This window comes from Micromonospora sp. D75 (assembly GCF_018070405.1).
GTDB lineage: Bacteria > Actinomycetota > Actinomycetes > Mycobacteriales > Micromonosporaceae > Micromonospora > Micromonospora chalcea.
The window spans coordinates 1-18,849 of record NZ_JAGPXV010000038.1 but is presented as its reverse complement, the minus strand read 5'-3'; the positions used below and the strand labels follow the sequence as shown (position 1 = coordinate 18,849).

18 protein-coding genes and 1 pseudogene are annotated in these 18,849 nt (G+C 72.3%); 12 read left to right on the top strand and 7 right to left on the bottom strand.

What is annotated here, in order from left to right; all coding sequences use genetic code 11:
* The 4 genes and pseudogenes from KBX39_RS04455 to KBX39_RS04440 form a co-directional block, all read right to left on the bottom strand.
* Nucleotides 1-691, bottom strand: a pseudogene (locus KBX39_RS04455) (oxidoreductase); the annotation flags it as partial.
* 72 nt (nt 692-763) lie between these two features.
* Nucleotides 764-2,044 (bottom strand): dicarboxylate/amino acid:cation symporter, encoded by a 1,281-nt coding sequence (locus KBX39_RS04450; RefSeq protein WP_181373726.1) that lies wholly within the window; start codon nt 2,042-2,044, stop codon nt 764-766.
* Nucleotides 2,045-2,180: 136 nt separating this feature from the next.
* The gene (locus tag KBX39_RS04445; RefSeq protein WP_210869285.1) at nt 2,181-2,849 is read right to left on the bottom strand and encodes a DUF998 domain-containing protein; all 669 of its coding nucleotides are present in this window, start codon (nt 2,847-2,849) and stop codon (nt 2,181-2,183) included.
* Nucleotides 2,842-3,807 (bottom strand): glutathione S-transferase family protein, encoded by a 966-nt coding sequence (locus KBX39_RS04440; RefSeq protein WP_210869283.1) that lies wholly within the window; start codon nt 3,805-3,807, stop codon nt 2,842-2,844. The genes KBX39_RS04445 and KBX39_RS04440 overlap by 8 nt, the downstream gene beginning before the upstream one ends.
* A gap of 87 nt (nt 3,808-3,894) precedes the next feature.
* Here KBX39_RS04440 and pcaF point away from each other — a divergent pair, with 87 nt between their 5' ends.
* From pcaF to KBX39_RS04410, 6 genes are all read left to right on the top strand, one after another.
* Nucleotides 3,895-5,100, top strand: coding sequence for a 3-oxoadipyl-CoA thiolase (gene pcaF, locus KBX39_RS04435; protein ID WP_210869281.1), 1,206 nt, complete (start codon nt 3,895-3,897; stop codon nt 5,098-5,100).
* A 115-nt stretch (nt 5,101-5,215) separates the two neighbouring features.
* Nucleotides 5,216-6,034 (top strand): SAM-dependent methyltransferase, encoded by an 819-nt coding sequence (locus tag KBX39_RS04430; RefSeq protein WP_043330555.1) that lies wholly within the window; start codon nt 5,216-5,218, stop codon nt 6,032-6,034.
* 4 nt (nt 6,035-6,038) lie between these two features.
* A complete protein-coding gene (locus KBX39_RS04425) occupies nt 6,039-8,189 on the top strand; it encodes a bifunctional diguanylate cyclase/phosphodiesterase (protein ID WP_210869279.1) in 2,151 nt (716 codons plus the stop codon).
* A 90-nt stretch (nt 8,190-8,279) separates the two neighbouring features.
* Nucleotides 8,280-8,780, top strand: coding sequence for a DUF456 domain-containing protein (locus KBX39_RS04420; RefSeq protein WP_043325848.1), 501 nt, complete (start codon nt 8,280-8,282; stop codon nt 8,778-8,780).
* A 262-nt stretch (nt 8,781-9,042) separates the two neighbouring features.
* A complete protein-coding gene (locus tag KBX39_RS04415) occupies nt 9,043-10,617 on the top strand; it encodes an amino acid permease (RefSeq protein WP_210869277.1) in 1,575 nt (524 codons plus the stop codon).
* A gap of 30 nt (nt 10,618-10,647) precedes the next feature.
* The gene (locus KBX39_RS04410; RefSeq protein WP_064447071.1) at nt 10,648-11,025 is read left to right on the top strand and encodes a nuclear transport factor 2 family protein; all 378 of its coding nucleotides are present in this window, start codon (nt 10,648-10,650) and stop codon (nt 11,023-11,025) included.
* Between the two features lie 13 nt (nt 11,026-11,038).
* On the opposite strand, the gene KBX39_RS04405 is transcribed toward KBX39_RS04410, so the two are convergent.
* The gene (locus KBX39_RS04405; RefSeq protein ID WP_113971789.1) at nt 11,039-11,239 is read right to left on the bottom strand and encodes a DUF397 domain-containing protein; all 201 of its coding nucleotides are present in this window, start codon (nt 11,237-11,239) and stop codon (nt 11,039-11,041) included.
* On the bottom strand, nt 11,226-11,975 hold the full coding sequence (locus KBX39_RS04400; RefSeq protein WP_051611197.1) for a helix-turn-helix transcriptional regulator: 750 nt from the start codon (nt 11,973-11,975) through the stop codon (nt 11,226-11,228). Before KBX39_RS04400 ends, KBX39_RS04405 begins: the two co-directional genes overlap by 14 nt.
* A 452-nt stretch (nt 11,976-12,427) precedes the next feature.
* Here KBX39_RS04400 and KBX39_RS04395 point away from each other — a divergent pair, with 452 nt between their 5' ends.
* A complete protein-coding gene (locus KBX39_RS04395; protein ID WP_233514559.1) occupies nt 12,428-12,721 on the top strand; it encodes a hypothetical protein in 294 nt (97 codons plus the stop codon).
* Nucleotides 12,721-12,969: a flavin reductase gene (locus KBX39_RS04390; RefSeq protein WP_113971787.1), complete on the top strand. Its 249-nt coding sequence runs from the start codon at nt 12,721-12,723 to the stop codon at nt 12,967-12,969. The genes KBX39_RS04395 and KBX39_RS04390 overlap by 1 nt, the downstream gene beginning before the upstream one ends.
* Nucleotides 12,970-13,000: 31 nt before the next feature.
* On the opposite strand, the gene KBX39_RS04385 is transcribed toward KBX39_RS04390, so the two are convergent.
* Nucleotides 13,001-14,173, bottom strand: coding sequence for a sorbosone dehydrogenase family protein (locus KBX39_RS04385; RefSeq protein WP_210869275.1), 1,173 nt, complete (start codon nt 14,171-14,173; stop codon nt 13,001-13,003).
* Nucleotides 14,174-14,259: 86 nt separating this feature from the next.
* On the opposite strand from KBX39_RS04385, the gene KBX39_RS04380 reads away from it, so the two are divergent.
* From KBX39_RS04380 to KBX39_RS04365, 4 genes are all read left to right on the top strand, one after another.
* Nucleotides 14,260-15,624: a glutamine synthetase family protein gene (locus KBX39_RS04380; RefSeq protein ID WP_210869272.1), complete on the top strand. Its 1,365-nt coding sequence runs from the start codon at nt 14,260-14,262 to the stop codon at nt 15,622-15,624.
* A gap of 146 nt (nt 15,625-15,770) precedes the next feature.
* Nucleotides 15,771-17,126 (top strand): aldehyde dehydrogenase, encoded by a 1,356-nt coding sequence (locus KBX39_RS04375; protein ID WP_210869270.1) that lies wholly within the window; start codon nt 15,771-15,773, stop codon nt 17,124-17,126.
* A 5-nt stretch (nt 17,127-17,131) separates the two neighbouring features.
* Nucleotides 17,132-17,899 (top strand): 3-oxoacyl-ACP reductase, encoded by a 768-nt coding sequence (locus tag KBX39_RS04370; protein WP_043330553.1) that lies wholly within the window; start codon nt 17,132-17,134, stop codon nt 17,897-17,899.
* Complete coding sequence (locus KBX39_RS04365) at nt 17,896-18,606, top strand: gamma-glutamyl-gamma-aminobutyrate hydrolase family protein (RefSeq protein WP_043325834.1); 711 nt, start codon at nt 17,896-17,898, stop codon at nt 18,604-18,606. Before KBX39_RS04370 ends, KBX39_RS04365 begins: the two co-directional genes overlap by 4 nt.
* Nucleotides 18,607-18,849: the final 243 nt, after the last annotated feature.

The following is an 18,849-nucleotide window of genomic DNA, read 5'->3' as shown; positions in this document are numbered from 1 at the left end:
GGGTCAGCACCGGCACCGACTCGCCGACGGCGGCGCGTACCGTGCGGGCCACCTCCAGCGTGAGCCGCATCCGGGCGGCCCGGTCGCCGCCCCAGCCGTCGGTGCGCCGGTTGGTCAGCGGGGACAGGAACTCGTGCAGCAGGTAGCCGTGCGCGGCGTGGATCTCCACGGCGGCGAACCCGGCGTCGAGCGCCCGCCCGGCGGCGGTGGCGAAGGCGTCCACCACGGCGGCGATGCCCGCCTCGTCCAGCGCGGTGGGCGTGCGGTACTCCGGCACGAACGGCTGGTCGCCCGGGCCCACCGGGGTCCAGCCGCCCTCGGCGTCCGGCACGCCGCCGCGCGCGGGCGCCCACGGCCGGTACGTGGACGCCTTGAACCCGGCGTGCGCGAGCTGCACGGCCGGCACCGCGCCGTGGGCGGCGACGAACGCGGTGATCGGCCGCCAGGCGTCGACGTGCGCGCCGGACCAGAGGCCGGTGTCCTGCGGGCTGATCCGGCCCTCGGGCACCACAGCTGTCGCCTCGGTGATCACGAGCCCGGCCCCGCCGACCGCGCGGGAGCCGAGGTGGACGCGGTGCCAGTCGGTGGGCAGGCCGTCGGGCCCGGCGCTGTACTGGCACATGGGCGCCAGCGCGATCCGGTTGGGCAGCGTGACGCCGCGCAGGGCGAGCGGGGTGAACAGGGCGCTCATTGTCGAAGATCCTCCGGTCATGGCTTCGGGTGCGCCTCCCGCTTTCGGAAGACGCACCCGAAGAAGTGTGGATCAGGCGGGTACGGGGTCGAGCCGCTCGGTCTCGACCGGCTCGATCAGGTCGCGCTTGCCGGCCGAGTCGTACGCGGCCCGGTCGAGCGTGCCCTCCCGGGCGGCCACGATGGTCGGCACCACCGCTTGACCGGCCACGTTCGTGGCGGTGCGGATCATGTCCAGGATCGGGTCGATGGCCAGCAGCAGGCCGGCCCCGGCCAGCGGCAGGCCCAGCGTGCTCAGGGTCAGCGTGAGCATGACGATCGCGCCGGTCAGGCCGGCGGTGGCGGCCGAGCCGACCACCGAGACGAACGCGATCAGCAGGTAGTCGGTGACGCCCAGGTTCACGCCGAACACCTGCGCCACGAAGATCGCGGCGAGCGCCGGGTAGATGGCGGCGCAGCCGTCCATCTTCGTGGTGGCGCCGAACGGCACGGCGAAGGAGGCGTACTCGCGGGGGACGCCGAGGCGCTCCACCGAGCGCTGGGTCACCGGCATGGTGCCCACCGAGGAGCGGGACACGAACGCCAGCTCGATGGCGGGCCAGGCGCCGGCGAAGAAACGCAGCGGGTTGAGCTTGCCGGCCACCGCGAGCAGCACCGGGTAGACCACGAACAGCACCAGCGCGCAGCCGACGTAGACGGCCGTGGTGAACTTCGCGAGCGGGGCCAGCAGGTCCCAGCCGTACGAGGCGACGGCGTTGCCGATCAGGCCGAGCGTGCCGATCGGGGCGAGCCGGATGACCCACCAGAGCGCCTTCTGCACGATCGACAGCAGCGAGCGGTTGAGCGACACGAACGGCTCGGCGGCGTCGCCGACGAGCAGCGCGGCGGCACCCACCACCAGGGCGAGGAAGACGATCTGCAGGACGTTGCCCTCGACGAACGCGCCGACCGGGTTGGTCGGGACGATGCCGGTGAGGAAGTCGATCCAGGAGCCGGTGGTCTTCGGCGCGGTGGCGCCGGCCGGGTCCAGGTTGACGCCGCGGCCGGGGTCGGTGAGCAGGCCGAGGCCGATGCCGATGCTCACCGCGATGAGCGCGGTGACGGCGAACCAGAGCAGCGTCTTGACGGCGAGCCGGGCGGCGTTGGCGACGCCGCGCAGGCTGACCACGCTGACCACGATGGCGGTGAAGACCAGCGGCGGCACGGCCAGCTTGAGCAGCTGGACGAAGAGGCCGCCGACGGTGTCGAGCGTGCTGGTCAGCCAGGCGAGGTCGGCGGCGCGGGCGAGGAAACCGAGCGCCACACCGAGCACGAGGCCCAGCAGGATCTGGACGGAGAAGGGAATTCTGCGCAGGGCGGAAGCCATGAGGACGGGTCCAAGGTCTGGAGAGGGAAGGCGGGCGTCAGGGCGTGGAGCTACGCCGGACAGACGCCGCTGGCCTGCCGTCGCAGATCGACGTACAGGCGCTCGGTGAGGCACCAGACATTGGTCATCGTCGCGACACGTTACTCCCGTCGCGGGTGGGAACGGAAGGACCGTCGCCGGTGAGGCTCCTTACAGCCAGGTATCCGGAGGTGACCAGTCCCCAGGCGGCGACCACGACCAGCAGCACCCGCTCCGACAGCCCGAGCAGCGTGCTGCGGCCGACCAGCAGAAGCGCCAGCGCGACCACGACGGCCACCGGCAGCGCCACCGCCGCGCCGACCGCGGCGATCCGCCGCAGCCCCTGGTCCGCCGCCCGGGAGAACAGCACCACGAGCATGGCGAGCACCACAGCGGCGGTCGCCGCGATGCTGGCCCCGCCGTGCACCAGGTCCGCCACCGTGGGGGCCTCGAACGGCGGCAACGGGCAGCCCTCGCTGCACGTGACAGCGCCGGACAGCACAGTCGCGACCGCGCCGATGCCGAGCAGCCCGGCCGCCGCCCGCAACCCCGGCGGCAGCGCCCCGGCGAGCAGCAGCAGCGACGCGGCCACCGAGAAGATCCCGATCCGGTACGCCCCGGCGTACCCGCTGTCCGTGATGCCCGCTTCGCTCACGTACCCGGCGGGGCCCGGACCGGGACCGGCGATCACCGCAACGGTCACCGCTGCCACGCCGGCCGCCAGGCAGACGGCGGCGAACGCGGCGGCGATCCGGCGGCCGGTGTCCTCAGCCACGTCCGTGCGGGGTGGTCCAGCCGGACAGGTCGGGGCCGAGCGGCACGATCCGGGTCGGGTTGATCATGTCGTGGGTGGCGTAGTAGTGCCGCTTGATGTGGTCGAAGTCCACCGTCTCGCCGAAGCCCGGCGTCTGGAACAGGTCCCGCGCGTACGCCCACAGCACCGGCATCTCGGTGAGCTTGCGCTCGTTGCACTTGAAGTGCCCGTGGTACGCCACGTCGAAGCGCACCAGCGTGGTGAACAGCCGCACGTCCGCCTCGGTGATCGTGTCGCCCATCAGATAGCGCCGGCCGGCCAGCCGCTCGCTCAGCGCGTCGAGGCGGGCGAACAGCGCGGTGAACGCCTCGTCGTACGCCTCCTGGGAGGTGGCGAACCCGCATCGGTAGACGCCGTTGTTGACGTCCCGGTGGATCTCCGCCATCAGCGCGTCCATCTCCGGGCGCAGCTCGACCGGGTACAGATCCGGTGCGTCCGGCGCGTGGAACCGCCGCCACTCGGTCGAGAAGTCCAGCGTGAGCTGCGGATAGTCGTTCGTGACCACCCGTCCGGTGAGCGTGTCCACGAGCGCCGGCACGGTCACCCGGCCGGTGTAGTCCGCGTCGGTGGACAGGTACGCCTCGGACAGGAAGCCGATGCCGAGCACCGGGTCGAAGCCGTCCGGGTCGAGCGCGAACCGCCAGCCCCGCTCGTCCCGGATCGGGTCGACGGTGCCCAGCGAGATCACCTCGTCCAGCCCGAGCAGGCCGCGCACGATCCGGGCCCGGTGCGCCCACGGGCAGGCCCGGCACCAGATCAGCCGGTAGCGGCCCGCCTCCAGCGGCCAGCGCCCCTGATCGTCCGGCCCGCCGCCCTCCGGGGAGGTGGAGTGCGGGGTGACCCGGCCGGTGAACCGGTTGGGCTGGCGGACGAACGCGCCGCCGCCGCTTGTCTCTGCGCTGAACTGGGCCCCGGACATGCGGCAAACCTATCCGCTCCGGTCACGGATATCCTGGCGCCGGGTACCCCCACCGACCCCTTCCCACCCCCGAAGGACGTACGCGCGATGACAGTGGCCTATCTCGTTGCCGGAGTCCGCACCCCGATCGGCCGGTACGCCGGCGCCCTGGCCGGGGTCCGCCCCGACGACCTGGCCGCGCACGTCGTCCGCGAGCTGGTGGCCCGCCACCCGTCGGTCGACTGGGCGCGTACCGACGACGTGATCCTGGGCTGCGCCAACCAGGCCGGCGAGGACAACCGCAACGTGGCCCGGATGGCCGCGCTGCTCGCCGGGTTGCCGGAGGAGGTGCCGGGCAGCACCGTCAACCGGCTCTGCGGTTCCGGCCTGGACGCGCTCGCCTCCGCCGCCCGCGCGATCGTCGCCGGTGAGGCCGACCTGGTGGTGGCCGGCGGCGTGGAGAGCATGAGCCGCGCGCCGTTCGTCATGCCGAAGGCGGCCACGCCGTTCGCCCGCACCGCCGAGGTGTACGACACCACCATCGGCTGGCGGCTGGTCAACCCGCTGATGCGCAAGGGCTGGGGCGTCGACTCGATGCCGGAGACGGCGGAGAACGTGGCAGCCGAGTTCGGCGTGGACCGGGCCGCGCAGGACGCCTTCGCGTACCGCTCGCAGCAGCGGGCCGCCAAGGCGCAGGCCGACGGCCGGCTGGCCGAGGAGATCGTCCCGGTGACGGTGCCCGCCGGCAAGCGCGAGACGACGCTGGTCGAGGCCGACGAGCACCCGCGCGAGACGACGCTGGCGAAGCTCGCCTCGCTGCCCACCCCGTTCCGTGAGGGCGGCACGGTGACGGCCGGCAACTCCTCCGGGGTCAACGACGGCGCGGTCGCGCTGCTCGTCGCCTCCGCGGCCGCCGTCGAACGCTACGGCCTCACCCCGCTGGCCCGGGTACGCGGCGCGGCGGCGGCCGGCGTACCGCCGCGGATCATGGGCGTCGGCCCGGTGCCGGCCACCCGCAAGCTGCTCGACCGGACGGGCCTGTCGCTCGCCGACGTGGACGTGATCGAGCTGAACGAGGCGTTCGCCGCGCAGGCCGTGGCGGTGCTGCGCGAGCTGGGCCTGCCGGAGGACGCCGAGCATGTCAACCCGGGCGGCGGGGCGATCGCGCTGGGCCACCCGCTCGGCGCCAGCGGCGCCCGGCTGGCGCTGACCGCCGCGCTGGAACTGCGCCGCCGGGGCGGCCGCCGGGCGCTCGCGACCATGTGCGTCGGCGTCGGCCAGGGCATCTCGCTGCTGCTGGAGTCGGCCGACTGACGCCGGCCGGCAGCATCGCCCGTTGTGGATCTCCCATACCTGGCCGTACCGGCCTAGAGTGGTCTGCACCACACGACCCGCCAGCGACGGCGGCGACGACCTGGGGGACCGAGCGATGCAGACGCCGGACGGCGTGCCCACCGAGATCGACCTGAGTCGGCCGAGCGCCGCCCGGGTCTACGACTACTTCCTCGGTGGGGCCCACAACTTCGAGATCGACCGGCAGCTGGCCGAGCAGATCGCGGCCATGACACCGAACCTGGCCGCCACCATGCGCTCGGGCCGGGAGTTCCTGCGCCGGGCGGTACGGGTGCTGCTCGACGCCGGCATCGACCAGTTCCTCGACATCGGCTCCGGCATCCCCACCGTCGGCAACGTGCACGAGGTCGCCCAGGCCGCGAACCCGGACGCCCGCATCGTGTACGTCGACATCGACCCGGTCGCCGTGGCGCACAGCCACGAGCTGCTCGCCGGCAACGAGCGCGCCACCGCGGTCCTGGCCGACCTGCGTGAGCCGAAGCTGATCCTGGACCACGCCCGGTCCAGCGGGCTGATCGACTTCGACCGGCCGCTGGGCATCCTGCTCGCCGGCGTCGTGCACTTCGTCCCGGACGCCGACCGCCCGGCCGACATCCTGGCCACCCTGCGGGCGGCCGCCGCCCCGGGCAGCTACCTGGTCATCTCCCACTCCACGTTCGAGGACCAGCCGCAGGAGATGCTGGACGCGCAGCGGCTGTCCGCGCGTACCGCCACCGAGATCACGCTGCGCTCGCGGGCCGAGATCACCGGCTTCTTCGGCGACTGGACGATCCTCGAACCGGGCGTGGTGCACATGCCGCTGTGGCGGCCCGAGTCACCGTCGGACGTGGACGAGCACCCGGAGCGGTTCGGCGCCTTCGGCGGCGTCGCCCGGCACGACCGCGCCCTCGGCTGATCCCATGCGCGCCCCGGACATCGACGGGGGAGACGTCAGCCGGCCCGGCGCCGTCGCGTACGCCGCCGAGTGGGCTCGTGCGGTGCGCCGCATCGGATTCGTGCCGCTGACCGCGGCCGAGACCGAGCGCCTGCTGGTGCCGCTCACCGAGCGGCTCGGCGAGGCCCTGCTCGCCCCCACCTTCTCCGCCCGCCCGGCGGAGGAGGTGGGACGGGCCCTGGTGCAGGAACCGGTCACCGAGCCCGGCGTGCTCGACTGGTCGGTGCAGGCGCTCGGTGACCGGTTCCTGCAGTGGGTGCTGCCCGGCCGGGCGGAGTCACCCGAACTGCGCGAGCGGGTCGCGCTGCTGCAGGGCGCGTTCGCCGCCGGGTTCGCCCGCGCGTTGCGCGACCGGGTGTTCAGCCAGCAGGAGCGGATCTCCCGTTCCGCCTGGCAGGCGCGGGACACCGTCGAGCAGGCGCTGCGGGACAGCGAGGCCCGCTTCCGGGCGGTCTTCACCGGCGCCGTCATCGGCATCGGCATCGCCGGTGTGGACGGGCAGATCATCGAGGTCAACCAGTCCTTCGCGGACATGCTCGGCTACACCGTCGCGGAGATGCGGCGGATGAACGTGTCGGCGCTGGCCTACGCCGACGACGCGGCCGGCATGTGGGAGCTGTACCAGGAGCTGATCGAGGGCAAGCGGGACAGCGCGCGGGTCGAGAAGCGCTACTACCGCAAGGACGGCAGCGTCGTCTGGACCGACCTCGCGGTCTCGCTGATCCGGCACGACGACGGCCGGCCCCGGTTCACCGTCGCCATGGTCGAGGACATCACCGAGCGGTACGAGCTGCAGCAGCGGCTGCGCTTCCAGGCGCTGCACGACCCGCTGACCGGCCTGCCCAACCGGACGCTGTTCTTCGAGACGCTCGGCACCGTCTTCGACGGGGCGGGCGACGACCAGCGCGTCGGGCTCTGCTTCATCGACCTGGACGGCTTCAAGGCGATAAACGACAGCCTCGGCCACGACCTGGGCGACCGGCTGCTCAAGGTGATCGCCCGCCGGCTCAGCGACTGCGTGGCCGGGCGCGGTCACCTGGTGGCCCGCATGGGCGGCGACGAGTTCGTCATCCTGGTCGACTCCGACGGCGGCATCGACGACGCGGTGGAGGTCGCCGAACTGGCGCTGGCCGCCGTCTCCGCGCCGGTGCACGTCGCCGACCAGCAGCTCGCCGTGTCGGCGAGCATCGGCATCGTGGAGTGCCCGGCGGCGGAAACCAGCGTCGGTGACCTGATGAAGGCCGCCGACACCACGCTGTACTGGGCCAAGGCGGAGGGCCGGGGACGCTGGGCGGTGTACGACCCGGAGCGCAGCGCCGCCGACATCGCCCGCTCGGCGCTGGCCGCGAACCTGCCCGCCGCGCTGGACCGGGACGAGTTCGTGCTGCACTACCAGCCGATCGTGTCGCTGCTGGACGGCACGATGGTGGCGGTCGAGGCGCTGGTGCGCTGGCAGCACCCCGAGCTGGGCCTGATCGGGCCGGACCGGTTCATCGGGCTGGCCGAGGAGACCGGCCTGATCGTCCGGCTCGGCGCGTGGGTGCTGCGTCAGGCGTGCCGCGACGCCGAGTCGTGGCGGCGCGCGTACCCGGAGACGTCGCTGGTGGTCAGCGTCAACCTGGCCGCCCGGCAGGCGGACGACCCGGCCATCGTGGAGACGGTCGCGGAGGCGTTGCAGCACACCGGCCTGCCGGCCGAGCTGTTGCAGCTGGAGCTGACCGAGAGCGCGGTCATGGGCAGCGCGGGTGAGCCGCTGCGGACCCTGCACCAGCTCGCCGACCTGGGGCTGCGGCTGGCCATCGACGACTTCGGCACCGGGTACTCGAACCTGGCGTACCTGCGGCGGCTGCCGATCCACTGCGTGAAGCTGGCGGGCCCGTTCGTCGAGGGGATAAAGGGTGACGGCGGGGACGCGGTCGCCGACCACCGGGACGAGCGGATCGTGGACGCGCTGGTCCGGCTGGCGCACGCGCTGGAGCTGTCGGTGACGGCCGAGGCGGTGGAGACCGAGGTGCAGGCCGAGCGGCTGCGGGCGCTGCGGTGCGACACCGGGCAGGGCCGCCTGTTCGGCGCCCCGATGCCCGCCGACGGCATCCGCGCCCGCCTGGGCGGGTAAGGAAGGGCCCCCTGTTAACGCCTCCGGTAGAGCAGGGGGCCCCGCTTAACACCTCCCGCTCACGCGGCGGCAGGCGAGGAAGGGAGAACGGTGAGCCTCACCGATTCGCAGGCCGTGGTGTCGGTGGTCGCCGCGCTGGCGATCATCGCCGGGCTGGCCGGAGTGGTAGTGCCCGGGCTGCCGGCGCTGCCGCTGTGCTGGGGCGGCGTACTGGTGTGGGCGCTGTTCGGCGGCGCCGGGCCGGGCCGCTGGGCGGTGCTCGCCGCCGCCACAGTGATCGCCGCCGGCGGCACCGTGCTCAAGTACCTGTGGCCCGGGCGGAACCTGAAGCGGACCGGCGTGCCCACGTCGTCGCTGCTGGTCGGCGGGCTGCTCGGGGTGGTCGGCTTCTTCGTGATCCCGGTGGTCGGGCTGCCGATCGGCTTCGTCGGCGGGATCTTCGGCGCGGAGCGGCTGCGGCTGGGCGACACCCGGCTCGCCTGGCCGGCCACCGTGCAGGCGCTGAAGGCGGCCGGGCTGTCCATGCTGCTGGAGTTCATGGCCGGCCTGATGATCGCCGCGCTCTGGGTCGCCGGGTTGCTGTTCGTCTAGAGGTGCGGCGGCGCGGGGCGTCCGGAGGGTACGGCCGATCGCCGTACTTCAGTGAGAGAGAGGTGGACGCCGCGCGCCGCCGCGGACCGGGCGTTGCCGAGCGCCCGGCGCCGGCCCGTCGGGTCGGGCCTGGTCACGCCCACAATGATGCCCCCGGTGGGATCCGGCGACAACGCAATTACCGGGGTACGTATTGACCACCTTGATCGGCCGGGAGCACACTGCGAGCACTCGCACGAGCATCGCCTCGAGGAGGTGTGCAGTGGCCACGACGCCCGCGCCGACCGCCGAGCAGCCGATGGACGACGACGCCCGACGACTCGCCGAACTCGGCTACAAACAGGAGTTGCGCCGCAAGTGGAGCGGCTTCTCCAACTTCGCGATCTCGTTCTCCATCATCTCGATCCTGGCCGGCTGCTTCACCACGTTCGGCCAGGCGTGGAACAACGGTGGCCCGGTGGCGATCTCCTGGGGCTGGCCGCTGATCTCGCTGTTCATCCTGATCATCGGCTTCTGCCTGGCCGAGCTGGTTTCCGCGTACCCGACGGCGGGCGGGATCTACTGGTGGGCGGCGACCATGGGCCGGCCGGTGCACGGCTGGTTCACCGGCTGGCTCAACCTGATCGGGCTGGTCGCGGTGACCGCCTCTGTCGACTACGGCTGCGCCACGTTCCTCAACCTGACGCTGTCGGCGCTGTTCGACGGCTGGGCCGGCACCGGGCACCAGACGTTCGGGCTGTTCGTGGTGATCCTCGCGCTGCACGGGCTGATCAACATCTACGGGCACCGAATCATCGACGTACTCCAGAACGTCTCGGTCTGGTGGCACGTGGCCGGCGCGGCCGCCGTGGTGCTGATCCTGGTCCTGGTCCCGGACAACCACCAGAGCTTCCAGTTCGTGTTCACCGAGCAGTTCAACAACTCCGGCTTCGGTGACGGCGACACCGGCGGGCTGGCGTTCTGGTTCTACGTGCTGCCGCTGGGCTTTCTGCTCACGCAGTACACGATCACCGGCTTCGACGCCTGCGCGCACGTCTCCGAGGAGACCCGCGGCGCGTCCAAGGCCGCCGCGCAGGGGCTGTGGCGGTCGATCTTCTACTCGGCGGTGGGCGGCTGGATCCTGCTGCTGGCGTTCCTGTTCGCGGCCACCGACGTGGACGCGATAAACGAGGCGGGCGGCTTCTCCGGGGCGATCTTCGAGACGGCGCTGACGCCGTTCTTCTTCAAGGCCGTCATCATCATCTCCACCATCGGGCAGTTCTTCTGCGGCATGAGCTGCGTGACGTCGATGTCGCGGATGGCGTACGCGTTCAGCCGCGACCGGGCCGTGCCCGGCTGGCGGCTGTGGTCGACTGTCGACCGCAACGGCACGCCTGTGAAAGCCATCATCGGCGCGACGCTGGCCGGGCTGGTGCTCACGCTGCCCGCGCTCTACCAGCGCGGCGGCATCCCTGTCGCGTTCTACGCGGTGGTGTCGGTGGCGGTGATCGGGCTGTACCTGTCCTTCATCATCCCGATCTTCCTGCGGCTGCGGATGGGCGACCGGTTCACCCCGGGCCCGTGGACGCTCGGCCGCCGCTACAAGCTGCTCGGCTGGATCGCGGTGGTCGAGATCGCCGTCATCTCGATCTACTTCGTGCTGCCGATCGTCCCGGCGGGGGTGCCCGGCAACCCCGACTTCAGCTGGACGGCTGTCAACTACGCGCCGATCGCGATCGGTGGCGTGCTGCTCGGCGTCGCCATCTGGTGGTACGCCTCGGCCCGCAGGTGGTTCACCGGCCCGCGCCGTACCGTCGAACAGGCCGATCCGGAGCCGGAGCCCGCCGAGCCGTCGTAGCTGTCGGTGGGGCCTGCCATGATCCGGCCCATGAATGCGGAAGCGGTGGTACGCGCGCTGTGGGATCGCATGCAGGCCCGCGACTGGGCCGGCGTCGGCGAGCTGCTGGCCGACGACGTGGTGGTGGAGTGGCCGGCCAGCGCCGAGCGGATCGTGGGTCGCGACAACTACGTGAAGATCAACGCCGAGTACCCGGAGGGCTGGTCGATCCGGGTGCTGCGGGTGGTGGCGTCGGGCGAGACGGTGGTGTCCGAGGTGGAGGTGCCGCACGAGGGGATGGGCGTGCACCGGGTCGCGTCGTTCTGGACCGTGCGCGACGGGCGGATCGTCGAGGGCCGGGAGTACTGGACCAGCCTCGGCCATGACCCGTCTCCGCAGTGGCGAGCCGCCTGGGTCCAGCCGATGTGAAGTGGCCTGTTGGTCAGGCTGCGGGTCCGGTCTGCTTGGCCAGGGCGATGAATGACCGCCACGAGGACGGGGTGACGTGGAGGGTAGCGCCGTCGCGGTCCTTGCTGTCGCGTACGAGTACGACTCCCGGCAGGTTGTCGGCCACCTCCACGCAGTCACCACCGCTCGTGCCGCTGCGGGTGGACTTCTTCCAGATCGCGCTACTGAGGTCCATGCTGACTCTCTACTTCCTTTATCAGGGCGACCGACAGGGTCTGCGGCAAGGCTACGCTGCGGACGCCTTCCCACCGTGCCAGGAGCGTCGCCATCGCATCCTCGCCATCGACGACCAGACCCGCAAGCTGGTTCTCCAGGTGCCCCACCCAGCCGCCTTCCGCCGAGTGGGCCAGCGCCAGCGGCCCGGAAAGGCCGACGTGATGACCGGCATCGGCTGGAATAACGTGTAGTTGGACGTGCGGCAGTTCGGCCATGTGCAGCAGGTGCGCGAGCTGCTCGGCCATGATGGCGTCACGGCGGCGGAGCGCTGACTCATCAGTCACTGCGATGACGAGCGGGGGACGGTCGCGAAGCAAGATCTCCTGCCGCTCCAATCGTGCAGCTACCTGCTTCTCCACTTCCTCGTGGGGTCTCGTGCTGTCGAAGCGCAGCACCATCCGGGCATAGTTCGCCGTCTGAAGCAGGCCAGGGATCAGGGACGGATTGAAATACCGAAGCTGACGGGCCGAGCGCTCGGCCTCCAGCCAGGGACGGAACCACGAAGGCTGGCTCTCCCGTTCGGCCATCTTCAGCAGCGTTGTCAGCAGGTCGCCGGTCTTCAGCGCCTCATCTGCTCGCGCAAGGAACACGCGATCCAGCGGACGGGCCCCAGTCTCCACTGCCGAGACCATGGACGCGGAGTAGTGCAGAAGCCTGCCGAACTCCTCCTGACTGAGACCGGCGGCGGAGCGCATCCGGCGGAGGTGCGATCGGATGAGATCGGCTGTCGGTTCCTCCACAGTTCCTCCACAGTCCGTGCGTGAACTTCATTCGACATCCGCCGACCGGCCCGGTGCTTCACTGGTGCGCCGTGACCAGGCTCGATGCCTTCCGACCGTAGCGATGTCCTCACCAGACTGTCACGCATGCGGATTCGCTCGTCGCAGGCGAGCACGGGCGGATTCCAGCCCGGGGCCGCCCGGTCCCGACGATGCCGGGCGGCCCCCTCCATCAACGAGGAGGCCGATGTGCGTGTCCGATGGTTCCGGTGCCGTACCCGGGAGCTGCCCACCCTGCCGAAGCGAGACCCCGGCAGCAACCTGCCGGCGTGGATGCGCGAGCCGACCCGGGTGTTTCCCACGGTTCGCCCGGGCAGCCCAGGTCGTCTGACACCGGCGCAGGAGTGGCGGGCGAACGGGGGCCGCTGGTGACGGCTCTGGTCGGTGTCCTCAGCGCCATCGGGCACGTCGGGTATCAGCCGGACTGGACATGCGAGCGCTGCCGGGAGCCGTGGCCGTGTCCCACCCTGCGTCGCATTCCGCGCGATCAGCTCGATACGGCTGCGCTCATCCGGATGATGGCGTTCCTCGTACGCGGCGCGATCCGGGATCTGCGTGGCCGCGTCGAGGGGCCGGAACCGCCCGAGATCGTCCGGCGGTTCTTCTGGTTCCTTCCGCTCAGCGACGACGAGGCGCGTGCGATCGCCCGAAGGCTGCGGTGATGGGCCGGTGCGTGGTTCCGCACCTGCCTGTGCGCCCGCTCTGGCGGTGCCGCAACTGCGGGGCGGAGTGGCCCTGCCAGCCGGCCCGGCTGTCGCTGCTCGTCGAGTACCGGGAGGACCGCACCGCGTTGCTGCTCTATCTCGGCGGGCTGATGACCGAGGCGCGGGAACAACTCGCCCAACTGAATCCCGACCACGCGCCGGACCTGCACAGCCGATTCCTGGCCTGGGCGCGGGTTCGTGGCTGACGCGGCGCGGGCTGTCCGCGTACCCCAGGGGTCAGATCGTGGGGCGGCGGTGGGTGAGCGGGAAGCGCAGGATGCGGTCGTCGCCGGCCGCCCGGGTGCCGCCGCCGTCGCGGTTGCTGGGCGCGACCCAGAGCGCGCCGTCGGGGGCCACCTCGACGGTACGCAGGCGGCCGTACGTGCCGGCCAGCTCCGCCACCGGTACGCCGACGCGGCCGGCGGCGTCGACGGGCACCGCCCACAGCCGGGCGCCGCGCAGCGCGGCGACGTAGAGCGTGCCCCTGGCGAAAGCGGCGCCGCTCGGGGACGCCTGGGCGGGCGGCCAGACGACGACCGGGTCCCGGAACCGGGGATCACCGGCGACGCCCTCGACGACCGGCCAGCCGTAGTTGCCGCCGGGCACGATCCGGTTCACCTCGTCCCAGGTGCTCTGCCCGAACTCGGTGGCGAACAGCCGGCCGTGCCGGTCCCAGGCGAGGCCCTGCACGTTGCGGTGGCCGTAGCTGTAGACGAGCGAGCCCGGGAACGGGTTGTCCGCGGGCGTCCGGCCGTCCGGGCGGAGCCGCAGGATCTTGCCGTTGCGGCTGGTCAGGTCCTGCGCGCGGGCGGCCACCCCGGCGTCGCCGATCCCGGCGTAGAGCATGCCGTCGGGGCCGAACGCGATCCGCCCGCCGGCGTGCACCGAGCTGCGGGCGATGCCGCTGACCAGCACCCGGGGCGCGCGGGACGAGCCGAGGCGGAACCGGACGATCCGCAGATCCGTGGCGGTGGTGTAGGCGGCGTAGACCCACCGGTCCCGGCGGTACGTGGGGGAGACCGCCAGCCCGAGCAGGCCCGTCTCCCCACCGGCGACCACGTCGGCGATCCGCGCCACCTCGCGGGCCGGGCGTCCGGGGCGTACGCGCAGGATCGTGCCCCGGTCCCGCTGCGCGACCAGGGCGCTGCCGTCGGGCAGGACGCCCAGGCCCCACGGCGCCTCCAGGCCGGTGGCGACGACGTGCGGGCGGCTCAGGTCGTAGCCGGACCAGCCGGAGCGTCCGTCGAAGCCGCGCAGGTCGAGCATGACCGGTCGCGCGTCGGCGGTCGCCGGCCGGTCCGGCCCGGCGGCGGGTCGCCCCTCGGCGGGTCTGCGGTCGGCGTGCGCGTCGGTGGCGGCCAGCACGATCGCGAGGACGGCGGCGACGACCGCGACGGTACGACGGCGCATGTGCTCTCCCCGGTTTCGCACCCGGCCTCGCCGGGGCATTGACGGTGATCCGGTTTGCCAGTAGACCTTGGTGTTGGAGGCCCCTGATGAAACCAACGCCGCTCTCGCTGGAACAGTTGCGGGTCGCCGTCACCGAGGGTGAGATCGACACGGTGGTGCTCGCCCTCACCGACATGCAGGGGCGCTTGCAGGGCAAGCGGTTCCACGCGCCCTACTTCCTCGACCATGTGGTCACGCACGGCAGCGAGGGCTGCAACTACCTGCTCGCCGTGGACGTCGACATGAACACCGTCGACGGGTACGCGATGTCGAGCTGGGAACGCGGCTACGGCGACTTCGCCATGCGCCCCGACCTGGACACGTTGCGCCGGATGCCCTGGCAGCCCGGCTCCGCGCTGCTGCTGGCCGACCTGGAGTGGCTGGACGGCTCCGGCCCGGTGGTCGCCTCGCCCCGGCAGATCCTGCGCAAGCAGCTGGACCGGCTGGCCGCGCACGGGCTGACCGCGTACGCCGGCACCGAACTGGAGTTCGTGCTCTACCGCGACTCGTACGAGGAGGCGTGGCGGCGCGGCTACCGCGATCTGACGCCGGCCAACCAGTACAACGTGGACTACTCGCTGCTCGGCACCGCCCGGGTCGAGCCGCTGCTGCGCCGTATCCGCACCGAGATGGCCGGCGCCGGGCTCACCCCGGAGAGCGCGAAGGGCGAGTGCAACCTCGGCCAGCACGAGATCGCCTTCCGGTACGACGAGGCGGTGCGCTGCGCCGACCACCACGTCATCTACAAGAACGGCGCGAAGGAGATCGCCGCCCAGGAGGGCATGGCGATCACGTTCATGGCGAAGCCGAACGAGCGGGAGGGCAACTCCTGCCACATCCACTTCTCGCTGCGTGACGCCTCCGGCTCGTCGGCGATGCTGGGGGACGGGCCGGCGCACCTGAGCGTCACCGGTCAGCGGGTGCTGGCCGGGCTGCTCGCCACGATGCGCGAGTTCAGCCTGTTCTTCGCGCCGAACATCAACTCGTACAAGCGCTATCAGCCGGGCTCGTTCGCGCCGACCGCGCTGCGCTGGGGCACCGACAACCGCACCTGCGCGCTGCGGCTGGTCGGGCACGGGCAGGGGATGCGGGTGGAGAACCGGGTGCCGGGGGCCGACGTCAACCCGTACCTGGCGATCGCCGCACTGGTGGCCGGGGCGGTGCACGGCATCGAGAACGAGCTGGAGCTGGCGGACGAGTGCACCGGCAACGCGTACGACGACCCGGACGCCGAGCGGGTGCCAACCACGCTGCGTGACGCGCTGGACCTGTGGCAGCGCTCCGAGGTGGCCCGGACGGCGTTCGGTGACGAGGTGGCCGACCACTACGCCAACCAGGCGAAGGTCGAGCTGACCGCCTTCGACGCCGCGGTGACGGACTGGGAGCTGACCCGTGGCTTCGAACGCCTCTGACCCGCCGCCCTCCCTCGCCCCCGCGCCCGCCCTCGCGCCCCCGCTGTCGACGCCGATCTTGCACTTACAGCCCTCGACGCGGGCGTTGTGCGGCTTTCGCCGGGGCAGCAACTACAAGATCGCCGAGCTGAGGGGAGGGGGACCGCGTGGGTGAGGTGATCTCGCCTGTTGACGGGGCGGGGATCGGGGTCGTTCCGGGGTGCTCCGTTGAGGACGTGGATGCGGCTGTCGCGCGGGCTTCCGCGGCGTTCGAGACGTGGCGTCACGTGGCGCCGGGGGATCGGGGGCGGCTGCTGCGGCGGTTCGCGGCCCAGGTCGACGCGCACCTGGAGGAGCTGGCTCTGCTGGAGGTGCGCAACGCCGGGCACACCATCGGCAACGCGCGCTGGGAGGCGGGCAACGTCCGCGACGTGCTCGACTACTACGCGGGCGCGCCGGAACGGCTGACCGGGCACCAGATCCCGGTACCCGGCGGGCTCGACGTCACGTTCCACGAACCGCTGGGCGTGGTCGGCGTGATCGTGCCGTGGAACTTCCCGATGCCGATCGCCGGCTGGGGGTTCGCCCCGGCGCTCGCCGCCGGCAACACGGTCGTGCTGAAACCGGCCGAGCTGACCCCGCTGACCGCGCTGCGCCTGGCCGACCTGGCCCGCGACGCCGGCCTGCCTGACGGCGTGTTCACAGTGCTGCCCGGTCAGGGCAGCGTGGTCGGCGAGCGGTTCGTCACCCACCCGGCGGTCCGCAAGATCTGCTTCACCGGCTCGACCGAGGTCGGCACGCGGATCATGGCCGGCTGCGCCGCCCAGGTGAAGCGGGTGACGCTGGAGCTGGGCGGCAAGTCGGCCAACATCGTCTTCGCCGACGCCGACCTGGAGAAGGCGGCGGCCACCGCGCCGTACGCGGTCTTCGACAACGCCGGCCAGGACTGCTGCGCCCGCTCCCGCATCCTGGTCCAGCGTCAGGTGTACGACAGGTTCCTGGAACTGCTCGAACCGGCCGTACGGGCGGTGCGGGTGGAGGACCCGGCCCGGGACACGGCCGAGATGGGCCCGCTGATCTCCGCCGCGCACCGGGACCGCGTCGCCGGGTACGTCGACGGCGCGGACGTCGCGTTCACCGGCTCCTGCCCCGACGGCCCCGGCTTCTGGTACGCCCCGACGGTGCTGCTCGCCGGCTCCCCGGCCGACCGGCACTGGCGGGAGGAGGTCTTCGGCCCGGTCGTCTCGGTGCTGCCGTTCGACGACGAGGCGGACGCGATCCGGCTCGCCAACGACACCGAGTACGGCCTCTCCGGCTCGATCTGGACCCGGGACGTCGGGCGGGCGGTGCGGGTGGCCCGCGCGGTCGAGGCCGGCAACCTCAGCGTCAACTCGCACTCCTCGGTGCGCTACTGGACCCCGTTCGGCGGGATGAAGCGTTCCGGCCTGGGCCGGGAGCTGGGTCCGGACGCGCTGCACGCCTTCACCGACGTCAAGAACGTGTTCATCGGCACCGAGGAGTGATCACAGTGCAGGGACGGCTTTCCGACCGGGTGGCGGTCGTGACCGGCGCGGGCAGCGGCATCGGGCTGGCCACCGTGCGGCGCTTCGCCGCCGAGGGCGCCCGGGTGGTGTGCGTGGACATCGACGCCGACGCCGGTACCCGGGCCGCGCAGGAGGTGGACGGCGAGTTCGTCGCCGCCGACGTGGCCGACGAGACGGCGGTCCGCGACCTGTTCGACGGGGTGGTGCAGCGCCACGGCCGGGTGGACGTGTCGTTCCACAACGCGGGCATCTCGCCGCCGGACGACGACTCCATCCTGGAGACCGGCCTGGACGCCTGGGAACGGGTGCTGCGGGTGAACACCACGAGCGTCTACCTGTGCTGCAAGTACGTCATCCCGCACATGCGGCGGCAGGGCAAGGGCTCGATCATCAACACCGCGTCGTTCGTGGCGCTGATGGGCGCGGCGACGTCGCAGATCGCGTACACGGCGAGCAAGGGCGGGGTGCTGGCGATGACCCGGGAGCTGGGCGTGCAGTTCGCCCGCGAGGGCATCCGGGTCAACGCGCTGTGCCCCGGTCCGGTGGCCACGCCGCTGCTGCTGGAGCTGTTCGCCAAGGACCCGGAGCGGGCGGCCCGGCGGCTGGTGCACGTGCCGATGGGCCGGTTCGGCGATCCCACCGAGATCGCCGCCGCGGTGGCGTTCCTCGCCAGCGACGACGCCTCGTTCATGACCGCCGCGCAGTTCGTCGTCGACGGCGGCATCACCGGCGCCTACGTCACACCGCTATGAGGCCGGTCATCGGCATCACCGCGTACGTCGAGCCGGCCGGCTGGGCGGTGTGGCGGGACGTGCCGGCGACGCTCGTGCCGCACGCGTACGTCCGGGCGGTCACCGCGGCGGGCGGCCGGGCCGTGGTGCTGCCCCCGGACGACGCCGACGCGGACGTGCTGGGGATGCTGGACGGGCTGCTGCTGGCCGGCGGCGCGGACGTCGGCCCGGAGCGGTACGGGCAGCCGCCCGACCCGCGCACCGAGAGCCGGCCGGAGCGCGACGCCGGGGAGACGACGCTGCTGAGCGCCGCGCTCGCCGCCGACCTGCCGGTGCTGGGCGTGTGCCGGGGGATGCAGCTGCTCGCGGTGGCGTACGGCGGCCTGCTCCACCAGCACCTGCCGGACGTGGTCGGGCACGACGGGCACCGTCCCGCGCCGGGCGTGTACGGGTCGCACCCGGTGCGCTTCGCCGCCGGCAGCCGGACCGCCGAGGTGATGGCCGGGGTGGACCGGGTCAACTCGTACCACCATCAGGCGGTGGCCGACCCCGGCGGCCTGGCGGTGACCGGCTGGGCCGACGACGGGGTGATCGAGGCGGTGGAGGATCCGGCGCGGCGCTTCGTGCTCGGGGTGCAGTGGCATCCGGAGAACGAGCCGGACCCGCGACCGGTGGCCGCGCTGGTCCGGTCCGTGGTGTCGGCCAGATCACACACTCACATTTCGTAGGTGGGGACAGCTGAATCTCCGGCCTGGTCATCCCGGCCGGACCGCCCGAGTCGCCCCGGCCCGTCTGTTACGCCAGGATGAGGCGGAGGTAACCAGCGTCGAACGGTGCGGGTGCGTTACGTTGCTCGTCCGTCGGGGTAGTAGGCGGGGACGGTCGGCGTGACAGCGCCGACCGTCGTGATCATGGCCGGAGCGGGAGGCTGCATGGGCTCGGCCCAGGGGGGCGGGGACGACAGTCGTTCG

Bases quoted from the DNA above. Each gene is read 5' to 3' on its own strand.
- KBX39_RS04385 (WP_210869275.1), bottom strand. From the start codon at position 14,173: ATGCGCCGTCGTACCGTCGCGGTCGTCGCCGCCGTCCTCGCGATCGTG.
- KBX39_RS04405 (WP_113971789.1), bottom strand. From the start codon at position 11,239: ATGGACCTCAGTAGCGCGATCTGGAAGAAGTCCACCCGCAGCGGCACG.
- KBX39_RS04400 (WP_051611197.1), bottom strand. From the start codon at position 11,975: ATGCGCTCCGCCGCCGGTCTCAGTCAGGAGGAGTTCGGCAGGCTTCTG.
- pcaF (WP_210869281.1), top strand. From the start codon at position 3,895: ATGACAGTGGCCTATCTCGTTGCCGGAGTCCGCACCCCGATCGGCCGG.
- KBX39_RS04390 (WP_113971787.1), top strand. From the start codon at position 12,721: ATGGGCCGGTGCGTGGTTCCGCACCTGCCTGTGCGCCCGCTCTGGCGG.
- KBX39_RS04365 (WP_043325834.1), top strand. From the start codon at position 17,896: ATGAGGCCGGTCATCGGCATCACCGCGTACGTCGAGCCGGCCGGCTGG.
- KBX39_RS04430 (WP_043330555.1), top strand. From the start codon at position 5,216: ATGCAGACGCCGGACGGCGTGCCCACCGAGATCGACCTGAGTCGGCCG.
- KBX39_RS04425 (WP_210869279.1), top strand. From the start codon at position 6,039: ATGCGCGCCCCGGACATCGACGGGGGAGACGTCAGCCGGCCCGGCGCC.
- KBX39_RS04440 (WP_210869283.1), bottom strand. From the start codon at position 3,807: ATGTCCGGGGCCCAGTTCAGCGCAGAGACAAGCGGCGGCGGCGCGTTC.
- KBX39_RS04410 (WP_064447071.1), top strand. From the start codon at position 10,648: ATGAATGCGGAAGCGGTGGTACGCGCGCTGTGGGATCGCATGCAGGCC.
- KBX39_RS04380 (WP_210869272.1), top strand. From the start codon at position 14,260: ATGAAACCAACGCCGCTCTCGCTGGAACAGTTGCGGGTCGCCGTCACC.